We start from the raw sequence: 16,807 nt of genomic DNA, 5'->3' as shown, positions 1-16,807 counted from the left end.
CTTCGTTCAGTCTTCGGCGACAACGACATTGACGTCGATGTTGCCGCGGGTGGCGTTGGAGTACGGGCACACCTGGTGTGCCTTGTCGGCGAGGGCCTGCGCGTCCTCGCGGGACAGGTGCGGCAGCGATACCTCGAGGGTGACCGCGAGCTCGAAGCCGCCTGCGTCGTTCGGGCCGATGCCGACCTTCGCGCCGACCGCGGAATCGTCGACATTGGCCTTGGCCTGCTTGCCGACCAGGCGCAGCGCTGAATGGAAACAGGCCGCGTAACCGGCCGCGAACAGCTGCTCGGGGTTGGTGCCCGCGCCGCTGCCGCCCATTTCCGGCGGGGTGGCCAGATCGACGTCGACCTTGCCGTCGGTGGTGCGGGCGTGCCCGTTGCGGCCGTCGCCGGTCGCCAAGGCCTCCGCGGTGTACAGGATCTTCATGACTGTTCTCCTTCGATCGGTGGTGCCGAGAGTGCGCTGGTCAATCGCCGCAGGGTTGCCCGCAGCGCCAAGAATTCGTCGACGGAAAGGCCGCAGGCCTCGGCCATTTCGGCCGGGATGCCGCGGGCCTCTTCGCGCAGCGCCTGTCCGCGTTCGGTGAGCTGGATATCGACGCGTCGTTCGTCGTCGGCCGCGCGTCGCCGCCGCACGAGACCCGCCGCCTCCAGCCGCTTGAGCAGCGGAGACAGCGTGCCGGAGTCCAACGCGAGGGCGTGGCACACCTCGCCGACGCTACGCCCGTCGCGCTCCCACAGGGCGAGCATCACCAGGTACTGCGGGTAGGTGAGCCCGAGCCGTTCGAGTTTCGGCCGGTAGACCGCGGTCATCGCCCGGGATGCCGCGTACAGCGGAAAGCACAGCTGCTCATCGAGGGTCAGATGGTCGGTCATGTCCAATAACGTAGTCCGCAACTATATTGTGCACAACCGATCAACTGGGTGTTCCCGGTCACAGTCCGAGGCGTCGCGAGATGTAGAGTGTCCAAGCCCACCGGGCTGGCGAGAACCGACTTCCGTGCGTTCGCGGAACAGGCGACTCGTGTCCAATCTGACTCTTCGGTGTTTATGTCTGAATTCACCGACACGGGCCGTTGGACGCTTGTACAGTCAGCCGCACGTACCACCTCTCGAGGAGCCGCATCATGGTCCGCGAAAGCGATCGGCTGATCCGCACCGATGTACCCCATTCCGCACGAATCTGGAATTACTGGCTCGGTGGTCAGGACTTTTACGAAGTCGATCGGATAGCCGGCGAGTCGGGGATATCGGTGTATCCCGATATCGGCACGATGGCCCGGCAATCGCGCAAGTTCCTCATACGTGTGGTGCGCTACCTCGCCGAGGAGGCGGGCATCCGGCAGTTCCTCGACGTCGGGACCGGTTTGCCCACCATGCAGAACACCCATGAGGTGGCGCAGGGAGTCGCGCCGGACGCCAAGATCGTCTATGTGGACAACGATCCGCTCGTTCTCGCACACGCCCGCGCGTTGCTGATCAATACCACCGACGAAGGCGTGACCGCACTAATCGAAGCGGATTTCCACGATACCGATCAGGTGGTCACCGAAGCGCGCAATATTTTGAACTTCAACAAGCCGATCGCCGTAATGTTCATGGGCGTTCTCGGTCACGCGCGCACGTGGGACGACGTTCTCCGGATCACCGGCGCGCTACAGGAAGCCATTCCGTCCGGAAGTTATTTCGCGATGTACGAAGGAACCACCGAAGACCCTCGGCTGGTTCGCTTGTCGGACTACTACTCCAAAACCGGTGCCGTTCCGTACTACGTGCGCAGCGTCGATCAGGTCCGCGAGGTCTTCAAGAATCTCGAGCTCGTGCCGCCCGGCATCGTGCCGGTCAACCAGTGGCGGGCCGACTCCGAATCCACCAGCGAGGAACCCTCCGCGGCGTGGGGCGGCATCGGTCGCAAGCCCTAGGTCGGGCGGCCGCCGATGCGCTGAGTCAGGCTGTCGGCGGTCGTGCGGACCCGGCCGGCCAGTGGCGTCCAGTCGGCGGGGCACGGAGTGGCCTCGCAGTGGTGCCGCAACGTGACGCTGATGGCCGCGATGGGCCGTTGGTTGTGGTCGAAGACGGGATACGCGACCGAGGCGAAGCCTGGTGTCACGTGGCCGTCTTCGCAGGCCCAGCCGCGATTACGCTCGGTGGCCAGGATGGTGCGCAGCGACGCGAGCGAGTTGGGACCGCGCTCGGTGCGGCGCACGAACGAGGCCGCCGACGGGAACAGCGCGCGGATCTGCGCGGCCGGGAGATAGGCGAGGATCGCGCGGCCACAGGCGGTCAGGTGCGCGGGCAGCCGCACGCCGACCCCGGTGACCAGGGTTTCCGGGCGCAGCGGGCGTTCCTTGATGAGGTACAGCAACTCGTTGCCGTGCAGCACGCCGAGGTGCGCGTTGTGCCCGACCCCCTCGACCAACTCACGCAGCAACGGCCCAGCTAGCCGCTCGAGCGGGTCGTGCCGCAGATAGGCCGAGCCGAGCTCGAACGCGGCGATGCCGAGCCCGTAGCGGCGCTCGCTGGGCAGCCGAGTGACGAAACGGGCCGCCTCCAGCTCGCCGAGCAGGTGATAGGTGGTAGACCGGGGCAGGCCGAGCTCGCGCGCGATGGTCGAGGCGGAGATGGGCCCGGCTCGCCCCGCGAGTAGCTGCAACACCGCAAGGCCGCGGCGCAACGCCGGGACGTCGCTGCTCGTTCCCATGCCATCTCCTCGGCAAGTCTTGGATATCAGACAGAATCGGACCGACCCTCATTCTCCACTGCCCGCCGCGACGGTGGAATGGACCCCATGCCCGAAACTGCACAGCTACCCACCGTGGCACTCGACGGACCGTTGACCGGGGAACAGGTCGTCGCTGTCGCGCGGCTCGGCGCCAAGGTCCATCTGAGCGAGGCGACGCAGGACCGGCTGGCGCTGGCCCGCGCGCACGTCGACGCGCTGGCCGCGGGGACGGTGCCGACCTACGGCGTGTCCACCGGCTTCGGCGCGCTGGCGACCCGCCACATTCCGCAGGAGAGCCGGGTCGCGCTGCAGCGTTCGCTGATCCGCTCGCACGCGGCGGGCGCGGGCCGCCCGGTCGAGCGGGAGGTGGTGCGCGCGCTGATGGTGCTGCGGCTGCGCACCCTCGCGACCGGCCACACCGGGATCCGGCCCGAGACCGCGGCCACGCTCGCCGCGCTGATCAACGCCGACATCACCCCGATCGTGCACGAATACGGCTCGCTCGGCTGTTCCGGCGATCTCGCGCCGCTGGCCGCGGTGGCGCTGGCGCTGATGGGCGAAGGCGAGGTGACCGACGCCGCAGGCAACGTGACGGACGCGGCAACGGCCTTGAGCGCCAACGGAATCAAGCCCGTCGTGCTGGCCGAGAAGGAGGGCCTGGCGCTGACCAACGGCACCGACGGCATGCTCGGCATGCTGGTGCTCGCGCTGGCCGATCTGCACATGCTGCTCGACGTCGCCGACCTCACCGCCGCCATGAGCGTGGAGGCGCTGCTGGCCACCGACCGGGTGTTCGCCGCCGACCTGCAGGCCTTGCGCCCGCATCCCGGCCAGGCCAGCTCGGCGGCGCGGATCAGTGCCGCACTGGTCGGCTCGGAGATCGTGGCCAGTCACCGTGGGCCGGATTGCAATCGGGTGCAGGACGCCTACTCGCTACGCTGCGCGCCGCAGGTACACGGCGCGGCCCGCGATACCGTCACGCACGCGGAACTGGTCGCCGGTCGCGAATTGGCTTCCGCCGTCGACAATCCCGTGGTCCTCGCCGACGGCAGGCTGGAATCCAACGGCAACTTCCACGGCGCGCCCGTCGCCTATGTGCTCGACTTCCTCGCCATCCCGGTGGCCGACGTGGCGAGCATGGCCGAGCGGCGTACCGACCGGATGCTCGATGTCGCACGGTCGCATGGTCTTCCGGCGTTCCTGGCCGCCGATCCCGGCGTCGACTCCGGGCACATGATCGCCCAGTACACCCAGGCCGCCGTGGTGAGCGAGCTCAAGCGGCTGGCCGTGCCCGCCTCGGTGGACTCGATCCCGAGCAGCGCGATGCAGGAGGATCACGTGTCGATGGGCTGGTCCGCGGCCCGCAAGCTGCGCACCGCGGTGGACGGTCTGACCACCGTGCTCGCCGTCGAATACCTTACGGCGGCAAGGGCACTGGACTTCCGCGCGCCGTTGCGTCCGGCGCCCGCCACCGGTGCGGCCCTGGCTCTGCTGCGCACCAAGGTCGAGGGCCCCGGCTCCGATCGTCATCTCGCTCCCGAAATCGCCGCCGCCGAGGCGCTCATCCGCTCCGGCGAGCTCACCCGCGCGGTCGCGCCCCACTTCGCTTCGTCGAACGGGTCGTGACAGCGGGGCTTGTCGAACTTTGCCGTAGCCGGGCCTGGCTCGCGGTAGTAATTCATTGGAGGTTGGTTCTATGAGTCGGATAGTTCGGGCGGCGCGGGGCACGCAGCTCACTGCCAAGAATTGGCAGACCGAGGCGGCAATGCGGATGCTGCACAACAACCTTGATCCGGAAGTGGCCGAGCGGCCCCAGGATCTGGTGGTGTACGGCGGAACAGGTAAGGCGGCCCGCAACTGGGCCAGCTTCGACGCGATCACTCGGTCGCTGACCACGCTGGAAACCGACGAGACGCTGCTGGTGCAGTCGGGCAAGCCGGTCGGGGTGTTCCGCACGCACGAGTGGGCGCCGCGAGTACTGATCGCCAACTCCAATCTCGTTGGCGACTGGGCGAATTGGCCGGAGTTTCGCAGGCTGGAGTCGCTCGGCCTGACCATGTACGGCCAGATGACCGCAGGCTCGTGGATCTACATCGGCACGCAGGGCATCCTGCAGGGCACCTACGAGACGTTCGCGGCGGTGGCGGACAAGCGATTCGGCGGCACCCTGGCGGGCACGCTCACGCTGACCGCGGGTCTCGGCGGGATGGGTGGCGCGCAACCGTTGGCGGTCACCATGAACGGTGGCGTCGCGCTGGTGATCGAGTGCGACCCGGCCCGCGCCCAGCGCCGCGTGCAGGAGCGCTACCTCGACGAGATCGCGACCGACCTCGACGACGCGGTGCTGCGAGTGACGAACGCGCGCAGGCAGCGAAAGGCGCTGTCCGTCGGCCTGATCGGCAACGCGGCGGAGGTGCTGCCGCAGCTGCTCGCGCAAGGGCTCGACCCGGAGATCGTCACCGACCAGACCTCCGCGCACGACCCGCTGGCCTACCTGCCGCGCGGCATCGCCGTCGAGGACTGGGCCGACTACGCGGCCAAGAAGCCGGACGAGTTCACCGATCGGGCCCGCGAATCGATGGCCGAGCATGTCGGGGCCATGCTCGGCTTCCTGGACAAGGGCGCCGAGGTCTTCGACTACGGCAACTCGCTGCGCGGCGAGGCCGCACTCGGCGGCTGCGACCGGGCCTTCGATTTCCCCGGCTTCGTCCCGGCTTACATCCGTCCGCTGTTCTGCGAGGGCAAGGGCCCGTTCCGCTGGGCGGCGCTCTCGGGCGACCCGAAGGACATCGCGGCCACCGACCGCGCCATCCTCGACCTGTTCCCGGAGAACGAATCGCTGCGCCGCTGGATCCGGCTGGCCAGCGAACGCGTTGCCTTCCAAGGACTTCCGGCGCGCATCTGCTGGCTCGGCTACGGCGAGCGGCACCTGGCCGGGCTGCGCTTCAACGAGATGGTGGCCAGCGGCGAACTGTCCGCGCCGGTGGTGATCGGCCGCGATCATCTCGATTCCGGCAGCGTCGCCTCGCCGTACCGGGAGACCGAGTCGATGGCCGACGGCTCCGACGCCATCGCGGACTGGCCGTTGCTCAACGCGCTGCTCAACACCGCGTCCGGTGCGACGTGGGTGTCCATCCATCACGGCGGCGGTGTCGGCATGGGCCGGTCTATCCACGCCGGGCAGGTGTGTGTAGCCGACGGAACCGCGTTGGCGGCGCAGAAGATCGAGCGCGTGCTCACCAATGACCCTGGCACCGGCGTGATCCGGCACGTGGACGCGGGCTATGACCGCGCAGCCGAGGTGGCCGCCGAGCGCGGTGTGCGCATTCCCATGCACGAGGCGCCGTGAACCAAATCCCAGAGCACGGTAGGAGCGACGCGGTGGGCGTGAACCAGTTGATGGCCGAGATCGCCGGCGTCGGCCGGGATTCCCGGCGCGGCGGCTACTCGCGGCACGTCTACGACTACGCCGACTTCGAGCTGCGGGACTGGTTCATCGACCAGGCCTTGGACAGCGGCCTGGACGTGAACACCGACCGCAACGGCAACATCTGGGCGTGGTGGGGAAGCCCAGGGGTCGGCGCGGTCGTCACCGGGAGCCATCTCGATTCGGTGCCCGGTGGCGGCGCGTACGACGGCCCGCTCGGTGTGGCCAGCGCGCTCGCGGCGGTGGAGATCTTGCAGGGCAAGGGTTTTGCGCCGGCCAAGCCGCTCGCAGTGCTCGTGTTCGCCGAGGAGGAGGGCGGGCGGTTCGGTGTGCCGTGCCTCGGTTCCCGGCTGCTCACCGGCGCCATCGATGCCGATCGGGCGCGCGGTCTGCGCGACGCCGAGGGCATCACGCTCGCCGAGGCGGCCGTGAAGGCCGGACATGATCCGAAGCGTTTCGGTGCCGATCCGGAAGCACTCGCCCAGATCGGCTGTTTCGTGGAACTGCACGTCGAGCAGGGGCGCGGGCTGATCGAGCTGGACAGTCCGGTCGCCACCGGCAGCAGCATCATCGCGCACGGGCGGTACCGGTTCTCGTTCTCCGGCCAGGGAAATCACGCGGGTGCCACCCGGCTCGTCGATCGACACGATCCGATGCTCCCGGCCGCCACGGTGGTGGCCGCCGCGCGACGAGCCGCCGCCGCGATGTCGGACGCACGCGCCACGGTCGGCAGGCTGGTACCGAATCCGGGCGGCACGAATGTCATTGCGTCCAGCGTGGATCTGTGGCTGGACGCCCGGGCCGCCGGTGACGGCCGCACCGCGGCACTGGTCGAGGACATCACCGAGGCGGCGCGCGCCGCCGCCGAGGCGGAAGGGTGTCAGCTCACCGTCACCGAGGAGTCCTATTCGGACGACGTCGTTTTCGACGAATCGCTGCGGAGCCGGATGGACAAGGTGCTGGGCGGCGTGCCCGCACTGCCCACCGGCGCCGGGCACGACGCGGGCGTGCTCGCCGCGCACGTGCCCTCCGGCATGCTGTACGTGCGCAACCCGACCGGGATCAGCCACGCACCTCAGGAGTACGCCGAGCCCGCCGACATCGACAGCGGCGCACAGAGTCTCGCGCGGGTGCTGGAAGAACTGGCCGGATGAGCACCTACTGGGCCGAATACGCCTGGCTGCCGGACGGACCGGCCGCGGCGGTGACGATCGAGGTGACCGGCGCGACGATCCAGTCGGTCACCCGCGACACCGAACGCACCGGCACGGTGCTGCCGGGCATGACGATCCCCGGCTTCGCCAACGCGCACTCACACGCCTTCCACCGCGCGCTGCGTGGACGCACACAGCACGATCAAGGCACGTTCTGGACGTGGCGCGAACGCATGTATGCCGTTGCCGCCCAACTGGATCCCGACTCCTACTATCGGCTTGCGCGCGGGGTGTACGCCGAGATGGTGTTGGCGGGGTACACGAGTGTCGGCGAGTTCCACTACCTGCATCACGCTCCGGGCGGTGCGCGGTACGCGGATCCGAACGCGATGAGCGCGGCACTCGCGGCGGCGGCAGATGATGCGGGCATTCGGCTCACACTGCTCGATACGTGTTATCTGGCAGGCGGATTCGGCGTGGAGCTGGGGGAGCACCAACGCCGTTTCAGCGACGGCAGCGTCGACGCGTGGGCCGAACGCGCCGCCGCGTTCACGCCGAAACCGGAGCTCGTTCGGACCGGCGTCGCCGCACACTCGGTGCGTGCGGTGCCGGCGGCGGCGCTCCCGGTGGTCGCCGAGGCGGCCTCGGGTCGGCCGGTGCACGTCCACCTGTCCGAGCAGCCGTCGGAGAACACCGATTGCCTTGCCGCACACGGGTGTACACCGACCGCCTTGCTGGCAGAGGTGGGCCTGCTCGGGCCGCAGACCGTCGCGGTGCACGCGACTCACCTCACGACCGCCGACATCGCCCTGCTCGCCGACAGCGGCACTCGCGCGTGCTTCTGCCCCACCACCGAACGCGACCTCGGCGACGGCATCGGCCCGGCCCGTGCGCTGTCCGACGCCGGAGTGGGCCTGTGCCTCGGCACCGACAGCCACGCGGTGATCGACGCCTTCGAGGAGTGGCGCGCCCTGGAACTCGACGAGCGGCTGGCCAGCCGGGCCCGCGGCCGATTCAGCCCGGCCGAGCTCTACCGCGCCGCCACCGATCACGCGTCCATCGGCTGGCCGGAGGCAGGCCGGATCGCGCCGAACGCGGCGGCAGACCTGGTCACCATCGACCTGGACTCGATCCGTACTGCGGGCACGGCTCCTGCTGCCGCCCTGTTCGCCGCGACCGCGAGCGACGTCCGCTCGGTGCTCGTCGCGGGCCGCCCCGTCGTGTCCGAGCACCGCCACCTGCGGGTGGCCCATCCGGAAACCGTGTTGCGCGAGGAAATCGAGGCATTGTGTCGACCCTGATCACCGGCATCGGCGAACTCACCACCAACATCGAGGACGGTCCGCTGCGCGACGCGGCGGTGGTCCTCGACGGCGAGCAATTCGCCTGGATCGGCCCGGCGAGCGCCGCTCCCGCGGCCGACGACCGGGTCGACCTCGGCGGCCGGGCCGCGCTGCCCGGCTGGGTCGACAGCCACACCCACCTCGTCTTCGCGGGCGACCGCACCGCGGAGTTCGAGGCCAGGATGGCCGGACGGCCATATCGCGCGGGCGGCATCGCCACCACCGTCGCCGCCACCAGGGCCGCGTCCGACGACGAGCTGTCGGTCAACCTGGCCCGGCATATCGCCGAGGCACGCCGGCAGGGCACCACCTGCCTGGAAACCAAGACCGGCTACGGACTCAACGTCGCCGACGAACTCCGCTCGGCCAAGCTCGCCGCAGCGGCCGCCGATGAAGTGACCTTCCTGGGCGCTCATCTGGTTCCGGTCGACATGGACCCCGACAAGTACGTCGATCTGGTGTGCGGCGAGATGCTCGACGCCGTCGCGCCCTATGTGCGCTGGGCCGATGTCTTCTGCGAGACAGGCGCTTTCGACGAGGAGCGGTCGGATCGGGTGCTGCGCGCCGCGCACGCGCGCGGGCTCGGCCTGCGGGTGCACGGCAATCAGCTCGGCGAAGGCCCCGGCGTCCAACTGGCGGTGCGCCACGGTGCGGCCAGCGTCGATCACTGCACCTACCTGACCGACGCCGATATCGAGGCCCTCGCGTCCTCCGACACCGTCGCCACCGTGCTGCCCGCCTGCGACCTGTCCACCAGGCAGCGCCTCGCACCGGCCCGCGCATTGCTGGACGCCGGTGCCACTGTCGCGCTGGCCACCAACGCCAATCCAGGCAGCTCTTACACCACCTCGATGGCCTTCTGTGTCGCGACTGCCGTACTGCAGATGGGACTTTCGGTCGCCGAAGCGGTACGCGCGGCGACCGCGGGCGGTGCGCGAGCGTTGCGCCGCGACGATGTCGGTGTCGTCCGTGTCGGTGCCCGCGCGGATCTGCAAGTGCTGGACGCTCCGTCGGTCACCCACCTGGCTTACCGCCCAGGCGTGCCGCTGACCTACGCGGTGTGGCGGCTGGGCCGACCGGTCCGGGTGCCGATGTTCGACTGACTCACCGCGCCGGGAAACGAAGCACGCGATCGTCATTCGGCTGGGGGTTGCCCCGGCCGTCGGTGTTGGACGTGGTGAGCCACAGTGCGCCGTCCGGCGCGACCGCGACCGTGCGCAACCGACCGTAGCTGCCCCGCAGCACATCTCGGGGCTGACCGACCGTGCCGTCCCGCAGCGGCACCGTCCACAGCCGCTCGCCCTGTAATGCCGCGGCGTACAACGTATCTCCGGCGATCGCGATCCCCGACGGCGAAGCCTCCGACGTCGCCCACGTCACCAACGGTTCGGTGAACCCGCGATCCGCGCCGCCGACGCCCTCGACCGTCGGCCATCCGTAGTTGTGTCCCGGCTCGATCAGATTGATCTCGTCGAACCGGTTCTGCCCGAACTCCGCCGCGAAAAGCCGCCCGTCACGGTCCCAGGCCAGGCCCTGCACATTGCGATGCCCCAGGCTGTACATCGGCGATCCCTCGGTCGGATTGCCTTGCGCCGGTTGCCCTTCCGGCGTCAGCCGCAGAATCTTCCCATTGGGGCTCGCCGGATCCTGCGACCGACCGCTCTGTCCCGCATCGCCGGTCCCGACGTACAACAGCCCGTCCGGCCCGAACGCGATGCGGCCGCCATTGTGATTGGACGACTTGGCAATCCCGTCGAACAGCACCTCCGGCGGTCCATCCAGCCGAAACCGGGCGATCCGATTATCGGATGCGGCGGTGAAGTAGGCATAGACGTAATGGTTTTCGGCATACTGCGGCGACAACGCCAGACCGAGCAGACCGCCTTCACCGCTCGCGACAACACCGGGCACCTGGTACACCTGTTCCGGCGCATGCCCGGACCCGATCCGCAGAACGCGCCCGCTGTTGCGTTCCGCCACCAGCGCATTGCCGTCGGGCAGGAAGGTCAGCCCCCACGGCACCTCGATCCCGTGCGCGATCTCCTCTGCCGCGCCGAGGTCGGGCGCGCCGGACGGTTTACTAGGTGCGGTGCTCTGCACGGTCGCGGGTGCGGGTGCGGGTTTGTCGCTGCTTCCACACGCCGACATCACGCCGACGGTCAGTATTACGGCCGCCGCGACACCGAGAATACGACGACGCGCTGACCTGACTTCCGGATAACTCACGCGGGCACCTCCGACGATATTTGTGTGTGCGCGGCGCGCGGGACGAAGCCACATCGGTTGGCCGCGCACCCCGGGCGGTAGCCTGACCCAGTCTTGTCCCCGAACCACGTTGAGGTCATGGAACTTCGTCAACTGAGGTATTTCGTCGCGGTGGCCGAAGAGCTACATTTCGGTCGGGCGGCGGAACGGCTGATGATTGTGCAATCGTCAGTCAGCCAGCAGCTCGGCCGGCTCGAACGCGAGCTCGGCGTCGTGCTGCTGGAACGGTCGCCTCGCAGCGTCCGGCTCACCGAGGCCGGGGCGGCGTTTTTGCCTGCCGCGAAGAAGGTCCTCGCGGCCGAGAAACGCGCGCGGACCAGCGTCGCGGACTTCCTGACCACGCCGACCGTGCTGCGCATCGGCACCAGCCGGGGGATGGGCGAGCGGCTGGAGCGGCTGCTCGTCGCGCTGAAGTACCGCGCGCCCGGGGTGAAGGTGGAACTGACGTCGGCGGCGCTCGGGCAGCGGCTGCGGAAGGTGTCGGAGCACGAGTGGGACGCGGCGTTCCTGCGCGGCGAGGTGGCCGCGCCGGAGGGCGTGCAGCAGATTCCGGTGTGGTACGACGAACTGGTCGTCGCGCTGCCCGCCGATCATCCCTCCGCCGCCGACCGGTGTGTCGATCTCGCTCAGCTCGCCGAGCTGCCGCTCTATCTGACGAACCGGCAGAACAACGCGTTGCTCGATGATCTTGTGCTGACCGCCTGCAGCAAAGCGGGATTCGAACCGGTGCTCGGTCCTGAGCAAGTCTCGATCCAAGACACCCTCGCCGCGCTCGGCGCCGGTGCCGCCGGATGGACTGTCCTCTACGCGCCGCACGCACGGCTCCTGCACAGCAGCCGGGTGGCCTTCCTGCCCGTGTGCACGCCGGGTGTGCTCGCGCTGCCCACGGTGCTCGCCGTGCGCACCAATGCCATGGAGCGGTTGCACCCGCTGCTCGAGGCCTGCCGCGACGTCGCGCTCGGCGATCAAATTCTGTAATCGGCCTTGTGCCTGTCGCCGGTCTTCGGCTACTGTTGATGTGAACGAAACCGTACCGTTCACCTGGAGGAGCTGTGATCAGGGGCGCCGAACGCGAGCAGGCGATACTCGTCGCCACGTATCAGCTTTTGGGCGAAATCGGTTACGCGGCAATGACAATGGATGCCGTCGCGGCACGAGCTCAGGCGAGCAAGGCGACCATCTACCGACGGTGGCCAGGCAAGCCCGCACTGGTCAAAGCGGCCATGGACGCGCACGACGCCGAGTATGTCGCCGACATGCCCGACACCGGCACCGCGCGCGGCGATCTGATCGCGGCGCTGCTCGCGCTGACCGCGCAGGTCGACGACCATTACGTGACCATGATGACCGGCGTCATGCACGCCATGCGGGTCGACACCGAACTCGCCGAAGCGCTGCGCGAGCACGTCGCGGACGAGGATCTCGGCCCGTTCCGCACCATCGTCGACCGCGCCATCGCCCGCGGTGAATTGCCCGCTGGCACCGAAACCGAACTGGCACACCAGGTCTCCGAGGGACAGATCATGCGCCGGATGTTTCTCGGCGAGCCGCTCGACCGGGCCTTCCTCACCGACCTGGTGGACGAGCTGCTGCTGCCCATCCTCACTCGCACTTTCTCGACGAAGGCAGATAGATGACGACAACAGAACTGCCGGTGCTGATCGTGGGCGCCGGACCCACCGGGCTGACGCTCGGTTGCGACCTGGCTCGGCGCGGGATCGAGTGCCTGGTGGTGGACAAGGCTGCGGAGCTCTTCGTTGGTTCGCGTGGAAAGGGTTTACAGCCAAGGACTCTCGAAGTCTTCGACGACCTCGGCCTGATCGACGCGGTGGTCGCCAACGGTGCGCCGTTCCCGTCGTTCCGCATGTACACCGACACACAGGTGAAGTGGACGCGGACGGTGCACGAGATGCTGGGGATCGCGCCACTCGAACGCGAACAGGGCGTGCCCTATCCGAACGCGTGGATCCTGCCGCAGTGGCGCACCGACGAACTGCTCAGGGACCGGCTGCTCGAACTCGGCGGCCGGCTCGAATTGAACACGGAGCTCGTCGATTTCGTTCAGGACGACACCGGTGTCACCGCGACCCTGCGCCGCAACGGTGTGCTCGAGCAGGTACGCGCCCGGTATCTGGTCGGCACGGATGGCGGCGGCAGCGTCGTGCGCAAGACGCTCGGCGTCGGCTTCGAGGGCGAAACCTTCGCGACCGAGCGGACGTTGATCGGCGATGTCAAGGCCGAGGGCCTGACCGGCACCTACTGTCACATGCTGACGACCGGCAATGTGCAGGAACGCTTTTCGCTGTGGTCCATGCCGGGGACCGACTACTACCAGTTCATCGCCAACATGACCGCGGACGACGTGCCCGAGCTGACCCTGGAAGCCGTGCAGAAGATCCTCGACGAACGCTCCGGTCGCTCGGATATCCGGTTGTACGACCTGAACTGGATCTCGGTGTATCGGGTGAATGTCCGCATGGTGGACCGTTTTCGGGTCGACCGAGTATTCCTGGCCGGTGACGCGGCGCACGTGCACTCCTCGTCGGGCGGGCAGGGACTGAACACCAGCGTGCAAGATGCCTACAACCTCGGCTGGAAGTTGGCGGCCGTGTTGTCGGGTGCGCCGGATCGGCTGCTGGATACCTATGAGGCCGAGCGGTTTCCGATCGCTGCCCGGGTACTCGATGTCACGACGCGCTCACATCGACAGGAATTTCAGGACGCGGAGCCGGGGCAGGGGAGCCTGGATATCTTCCAGCTGAAGGTCAACTATCGTGGCGGGCCGTTGGCCGTGGATGCGCGTGAGACGCCGGGCGCGGTGCGAGCGGGTGACCGTGCACCGGATGCCCAGTGTGGCGACTCTCGCCTCTTCGACTTGTTTCGTGGCACTCATTTCACGGTGCTCGGGTTCGGTGCCGCTACCGCCGGGACTGTTGCTGAAGTTGTTCGTGCACACGGTGATCGGGTACGCGGACGAGTGCTCGAACCTGGAGCGGTAGACGAGACAGCGTCGACCGTCGGCGCCGCCTTCCGCAACTACGACATCGACCCGTCAGGGCCGGGCACGCTGGTGCTCGTCCGACCCGACGGCTACATCGGTGTCGTCGCAACGGATCCCGCGCCGATCCAGGATTTCCTCACATCCTGGTGATCAGCCCAGATGTGTTCCGTACCAATCAAGTACTCGCTGCCAGGCCTCGGTGGCGGCGGCCGGCGCGTAACGGGGCCCGGTGTCGTTGAAGAACGCGTGATCGGCATTCGGCGCGACCCACATCTCGTGCGGCGTGCCCGCCCGGTTGAGTGCGTCCTCGGCGGCCTGGCGGGTGGCGTCTACGCGAGTGTCCGCCGCCGCGTAGATACCTAGCACGGCGGCCTTCGAGGCGGAAAGGTCGCCGTTGTCGGGGAACGGTCCGTAGAACGGCGTTGCCGCGGCGAGCGCGGACGGCCCGGACGCGAGCAACAACCAGACCAGGCCGCCACCGAAGCAGAACCCTGTCGTGCCGAGCTTCTTGCCGGGGACACGGCGTCCGAGCTCGTCGAGACCCGCACGCAGGTCGGCGATGAACTGCTCCTGCGGGGTGTTGCTGAGCTCGGCGGTGGCCTGCGCCGGATCGGTGAAGGTCGCGGTGCCGCCCTTCTCGGAGAGCAGATCGACGGCGAGAGCCGAGTAGCCTGCCCCGGCGAATCGTCCTGTCACCGAACGGATGTGGTCGGTGAGGCCCTTGTTCTCATGGATGACGAGCACGCCGCCCCGAGGCTGCGCGGCCTCGGCCCAGGCGGCCTGCAACTGACGATTGTCGGGGCCCGCGAAGGTAATCGGCGTCGTCGGCAGCGCGGAGCCCGACCCGGGTGGCGTGGATGGTGTTGCGGCGGAGGGTGGTTGCGAGGTGACGGGTTGATCGTTGTTCTGGCTGGAGCAGGCGGCGAGCAAGGCCGCGGCCGCCGGAATGCCGAACCCGAGTAGCCCGAGGCGGCGTAGCGCCTCGCGGCGATTCAGTAGGCCGTCGGCATGATCGGCGGCGATTTCTTCCGCGATATAGCGCTGCAGCGGCGTCATGCCCACCAAGGTAGGCCCCGCCGCCACGATCCGCGCGGCTTTCCGGGCAACGCGCTCAGGCTTCGGTGGCGAGCAGGCCCAGGGCGAGAATGTTCAACAGGTCCGTGCTGGTTTCGGTGAAGTCGATGCGCGCGGCGGCGAGCTCGGGATGTTGCTCGTAGGCGGCGAGCATTGCTGCGGCGGGCTGGCTGTGCGTCCATAGCGAGCCGGTGGTGAGCAGCGTGACGGCGCAGAATTTCCACGAGCGTTCCGGGCCGAACTCGGGGATCAGCCGGGCAACCAGGTTCGCGAAGTCGCCGGTCGTGGCGATCGAGGTGCGTTTGAACTGGGCGGCGACATCGGGGGAGATATTGCGCTCCAGGACGGCCGCCTGGGAGCCGAACAGGTCGCAGAGCACGGGGTTTGCCGCGAGCGATGTGACGATGGCGCGGGTCAGCCGGTCGCGACGGGTCGGCAGATCACCCGTGGTGTCCGCGAGCTGCGGTGCCAGCGCCGCCACCCACTCCCGGTACGAGAGGTCGAGCAGTTCGAGCAGTACGGCCTCGCGAGAGTCGAAGTAACGCAACACATTCGACTTGGCCAGCCCGACTCGGCGGGCCAGCTCGTTCAGGCCGACCTGGGCCACCGGCATCTGCGTCAGCATCGCCGCCGCCGTGTCGAGGATGGCGCGTCTGCGCACCTCTCGCTGCTCTTCGCTGCGTGCGCGTTGGAATCCGACCATGCCTCCAGTATTTCAGACCGGCGGTCTATTGACTACAGACCGGCGGTCCGTTAGCGTTGAATTCAGCAACAGACCGACGGTCTCTTAAATCTTGGCGAGGAGCTCACAATGTATGAAGTACCTGATCAGACCGGCAAAACGGTAGTCATCACCGGCGCGAACAGTGGGACAGGAAAAGAGGCGGCCGCGCGTTTGGCGGGTGCGGGCGCACACGTGATCATGGCGGTCCGTGCGCCGGCCAAGGGAGAAGCGGCCAAGGCGGAAATCCTGACTCGGCACCCCGGTGCTTCCCTCGAGGTTCGCCGCATCGACCTCGCCGATCTCGCCTCGGTCCGCGAATTCGCCGCGGGACTCGGCGCTGAAGATCGGACCCTGGACGTGCTGGTCAACAACGCGGGCGTAATGGCGCCGCCCACCAGGAACGCCACCGCAGACGGATTCGAGCTGCAATTCGGCAGTAACTTCCTCGGCCCGTTCGCACTGACCATGCTGCTGCTCCCGCAGCTGCGCCGCGCCGAGCACCCTCGGGTCGCCACGATGAGCAGCGGCACCGCGATGTACGGGCGGATCCGGTTCGACGACCTGCAGTGGGAGCGTCGCTACAGCCCGAACATGTCCTACGCGCAGTCGAAGCTGGCCGACCTGATGCTGACGATGCGGTTGGCCGAGATCGCCGAGGAGCGCGGCTGGAATCTGCTCAGCACCGGCGCGCATCCCGGCTACACCGTCACCAACCTGCAGACTGCGGGCGCGACCCTCGGCCGCGAACAGCCGAAGCGGTCGCTGCTCACCAGTCTGGACTTCCTGCCGAAGCAGCAGGTGCAGCAGGGCGCGGAGCCGCTGCTGTTCGCCGCGGTCGATCCGTCGGCCCGTAATGGCGAATACTACGGGCCCAGTGGACGATTCGGCCTGGTCGGCCCGACCGGCGTCGCATCGGTGCCGCGTCGGGCGCGGGACAAAGAGACGGCGCGGCGACTGTGGGACGAGGCTGAACGACTGACCGGAACGCTGCTGCCCGCCTGATTCTTAAATGAAACTGCGCGGTATCTACAGTGTCCGATTTGCGCAAATGCGCTACCGCACAACCGGATCGGTTTGTCGCACGGCTGCCCGTGC

At 68.3% G+C, this 16,807-nt stretch carries 16 protein-coding genes; 10 read left to right on the top strand and 6 right to left on the bottom strand.

Features of this window, described 5'->3' with window-relative positions; translation table 11 throughout:
- Positions 1 to 6 precede the first annotated feature (6 nt).
- Entirely contained in the window at positions 7 to 429 is a 423-nt protein-coding gene (locus tag ACIBK2_RS01070) for an organic hydroperoxide resistance protein (protein ID WP_396962260.1), read from the bottom strand.
- Entirely contained in the window at positions 426 to 878 is a 453-nt protein-coding gene (locus ACIBK2_RS01065; RefSeq protein ID WP_396962258.1) for a MarR family winged helix-turn-helix transcriptional regulator, read from the bottom strand. The genes ACIBK2_RS01070 and ACIBK2_RS01065 overlap by 4 nt, the downstream gene beginning before the upstream one ends.
- 251 nt (positions 879 to 1,129) lie before the next feature.
- Here ACIBK2_RS01065 and ACIBK2_RS01060 point away from each other — a divergent pair, with 251 nt between their 5' ends.
- Positions 1,130 to 1,924, top strand: a complete 795-nt coding sequence (locus tag ACIBK2_RS01060; protein ID WP_396962256.1) for an SAM-dependent methyltransferase — start codon at positions 1,130 to 1,132, stop codon at positions 1,922 to 1,924.
- Here ACIBK2_RS01060 and ACIBK2_RS01055 read toward each other — a convergent pair.
- Entirely contained in the window at positions 1,921 to 2,703 is a 783-nt protein-coding gene (locus tag ACIBK2_RS01055; protein WP_396962253.1) for an IclR family transcriptional regulator, read from the bottom strand. The genes ACIBK2_RS01060 and ACIBK2_RS01055 overlap by 4 nt on opposite strands.
- A gap of 87 nt (positions 2,704 to 2,790) precedes the next feature.
- Between ACIBK2_RS01055 and hutH the strand changes: the two genes are divergently transcribed.
- The 5 genes from hutH (at position 2,791) to hutI (ending at position 9,751) form a co-directional block, all read left to right on the top strand.
- Complete coding sequence (gene hutH / locus ACIBK2_RS01050) at positions 2,791 to 4,350, top strand: histidine ammonia-lyase (protein ID WP_396962251.1); 1,560 nt, start codon at positions 2,791 to 2,793, stop codon at positions 4,348 to 4,350.
- Positions 4,351 to 4,420: 70 nt separating this feature from the next.
- Positions 4,421 to 6,073, top strand: a complete 1,653-nt coding sequence (hutU, locus tag ACIBK2_RS01045; RefSeq protein WP_396962249.1) for a urocanate hydratase — start codon at positions 4,421 to 4,423, stop codon at positions 6,071 to 6,073.
- 32 nt (positions 6,074 to 6,105) lie between these two features.
- A complete protein-coding gene (locus ACIBK2_RS01040; protein ID WP_396962247.1) occupies positions 6,106 to 7,305 on the top strand; it encodes an allantoate amidohydrolase in 1,200 nt (399 codons plus the stop codon).
- The gene (locus ACIBK2_RS01035) at positions 7,302 to 8,606 is read left to right on the top strand and encodes a formimidoylglutamate deiminase (RefSeq protein ID WP_396962245.1); all 1,305 of its coding nucleotides are present in this window, start codon (positions 7,302 to 7,304) and stop codon (positions 8,604 to 8,606) included. Before ACIBK2_RS01040 ends, ACIBK2_RS01035 begins: the two co-directional genes overlap by 4 nt.
- Complete coding sequence (gene hutI / locus ACIBK2_RS01030; protein ID WP_396962243.1) at positions 8,594 to 9,751, top strand: imidazolonepropionase; 1,158 nt, start codon at positions 8,594 to 8,596, stop codon at positions 9,749 to 9,751. The genes ACIBK2_RS01035 and hutI overlap by 13 nt, the downstream gene beginning before the upstream one ends.
- Before the next feature lies 1 nt (position 9,752).
- Here hutI and ACIBK2_RS01025 read toward each other — a convergent pair whose 3' ends face one another.
- Positions 9,753 to 10,796 (bottom strand): PQQ-dependent sugar dehydrogenase, encoded by a 1,044-nt coding sequence (locus ACIBK2_RS01025; protein ID WP_396963997.1) that lies wholly within the window; start codon positions 10,794 to 10,796, stop codon positions 9,753 to 9,755.
- Positions 10,797 to 10,991: 195 nt separating this feature from the next.
- Here ACIBK2_RS01025 and ACIBK2_RS01020 point away from each other — a divergent pair, with 195 nt between their 5' ends.
- From ACIBK2_RS01020 to ACIBK2_RS01010, 3 genes are all read left to right on the top strand, one after another.
- Positions 10,992 to 11,891, top strand: coding sequence for a LysR substrate-binding domain-containing protein (locus tag ACIBK2_RS01020; protein ID WP_396962241.1), 900 nt, complete (start codon positions 10,992 to 10,994; stop codon positions 11,889 to 11,891).
- Between the two features lie 74 nt (positions 11,892 to 11,965).
- Positions 11,966 to 12,550 carry a TetR/AcrR family transcriptional regulator gene (locus tag ACIBK2_RS01015; RefSeq protein WP_396962239.1) on the top strand — a complete coding sequence of 195 codons (585 nt, stop codon included), beginning with the start codon at positions 11,966 to 11,968 and terminating at the stop codon, positions 12,548 to 12,550.
- A gap of 11 nt (positions 12,551 to 12,561) precedes the next feature.
- Complete coding sequence (locus ACIBK2_RS01010) at positions 12,562 to 14,064, top strand: FAD-dependent monooxygenase (protein WP_396963995.1); 1,503 nt, start codon at positions 12,562 to 12,564, stop codon at positions 14,062 to 14,064.
- Here the strand turns inward: ACIBK2_RS01010 and ACIBK2_RS01005 are convergent, their stop codons facing one another.
- A complete protein-coding gene (locus tag ACIBK2_RS01005; RefSeq protein ID WP_396962237.1) occupies positions 14,065 to 14,970 on the bottom strand; it encodes a dienelactone hydrolase family protein in 906 nt (301 codons plus the stop codon).
- 55 nt (positions 14,971 to 15,025) lie between these two features.
- The gene (locus ACIBK2_RS01000; protein ID WP_396962235.1) at positions 15,026 to 15,691 is read right to left on the bottom strand and encodes a TetR/AcrR family transcriptional regulator; all 666 of its coding nucleotides are present in this window, start codon (positions 15,689 to 15,691) and stop codon (positions 15,026 to 15,028) included.
- 108 nt (positions 15,692 to 15,799) lie between these two features.
- Here ACIBK2_RS01000 and ACIBK2_RS00995 point away from each other — a divergent pair, with 108 nt between their 5' ends.
- Positions 15,800 to 16,714: an SDR family oxidoreductase gene (locus ACIBK2_RS00995; RefSeq protein WP_396962233.1), complete on the top strand. Its 915-nt coding sequence runs from the start codon at positions 15,800 to 15,802 to the stop codon at positions 16,712 to 16,714.
- Positions 16,715 to 16,807 lie beyond the last annotated feature (93 nt).

Origin of the sequence: Nocardia sp. NPDC050175, from assembly GCF_044459885.1 — a bacterium.
In the GTDB taxonomy this organism is placed as follows: Bacteria; Actinomycetota; Actinomycetes; order Mycobacteriales; family Mycobacteriaceae; genus Nocardia.
The sequence above is the reverse complement of the archived record's forward strand: the minus strand, read 5'-3'. Positions and strand labels throughout refer to the sequence as shown.

Bases quoted from the DNA above. Each gene is read 5' to 3' on its own strand.
- ACIBK2_RS01000 (WP_396962235.1), bottom strand. From the start codon at position 15,691: ATGGTCGGATTCCAACGCGCACGCAGCGAAGAGCAGCGAGAGGTGCGC.
- ACIBK2_RS01055 (WP_396962253.1), bottom strand. From the start codon at position 2,703: ATGGGAACGAGCAGCGACGTCCCGGCGTTGCGCCGCGGCCTTGCGGTG.
- ACIBK2_RS01005 (WP_396962237.1), bottom strand. From the start codon at position 14,970: ATGACGCCGCTGCAGCGCTATATCGCGGAAGAAATCGCCGCCGATCAT.
- ACIBK2_RS01060 (WP_396962256.1), top strand. From the start codon at position 1,130: ATGGTCCGCGAAAGCGATCGGCTGATCCGCACCGATGTACCCCATTCC.
- hutH (WP_396962251.1), top strand. From the start codon at position 2,791: ATGCCCGAAACTGCACAGCTACCCACCGTGGCACTCGACGGACCGTTG.
- ACIBK2_RS01020 (WP_396962241.1), top strand. From the start codon at position 10,992: ATGGAACTTCGTCAACTGAGGTATTTCGTCGCGGTGGCCGAAGAGCTA.
- ACIBK2_RS01065 (WP_396962258.1), bottom strand. From the start codon at position 878: ATGACCGACCATCTGACCCTCGATGAGCAGCTGTGCTTTCCGCTGTAC.
- ACIBK2_RS01025 (WP_396963997.1), bottom strand. From the start codon at position 10,796: ATGTCGGCGTGTGGAAGCAGCGACAAACCCGCACCCGCACCCGCGACC.
- ACIBK2_RS01035 (WP_396962245.1), top strand. From the start codon at position 7,302: ATGAGCACCTACTGGGCCGAATACGCCTGGCTGCCGGACGGACCGGCC.
- ACIBK2_RS01070 (WP_396962260.1), bottom strand. From the start codon at position 429: ATGAAGATCCTGTACACCGCGGAGGCCTTGGCGACCGGCGACGGCCGC.
- ACIBK2_RS00995 (WP_396962233.1), top strand. From the start codon at position 15,800: ATGTATGAAGTACCTGATCAGACCGGCAAAACGGTAGTCATCACCGGC.
- hutU (WP_396962249.1), top strand. From the start codon at position 4,421: ATGAGTCGGATAGTTCGGGCGGCGCGGGGCACGCAGCTCACTGCCAAG.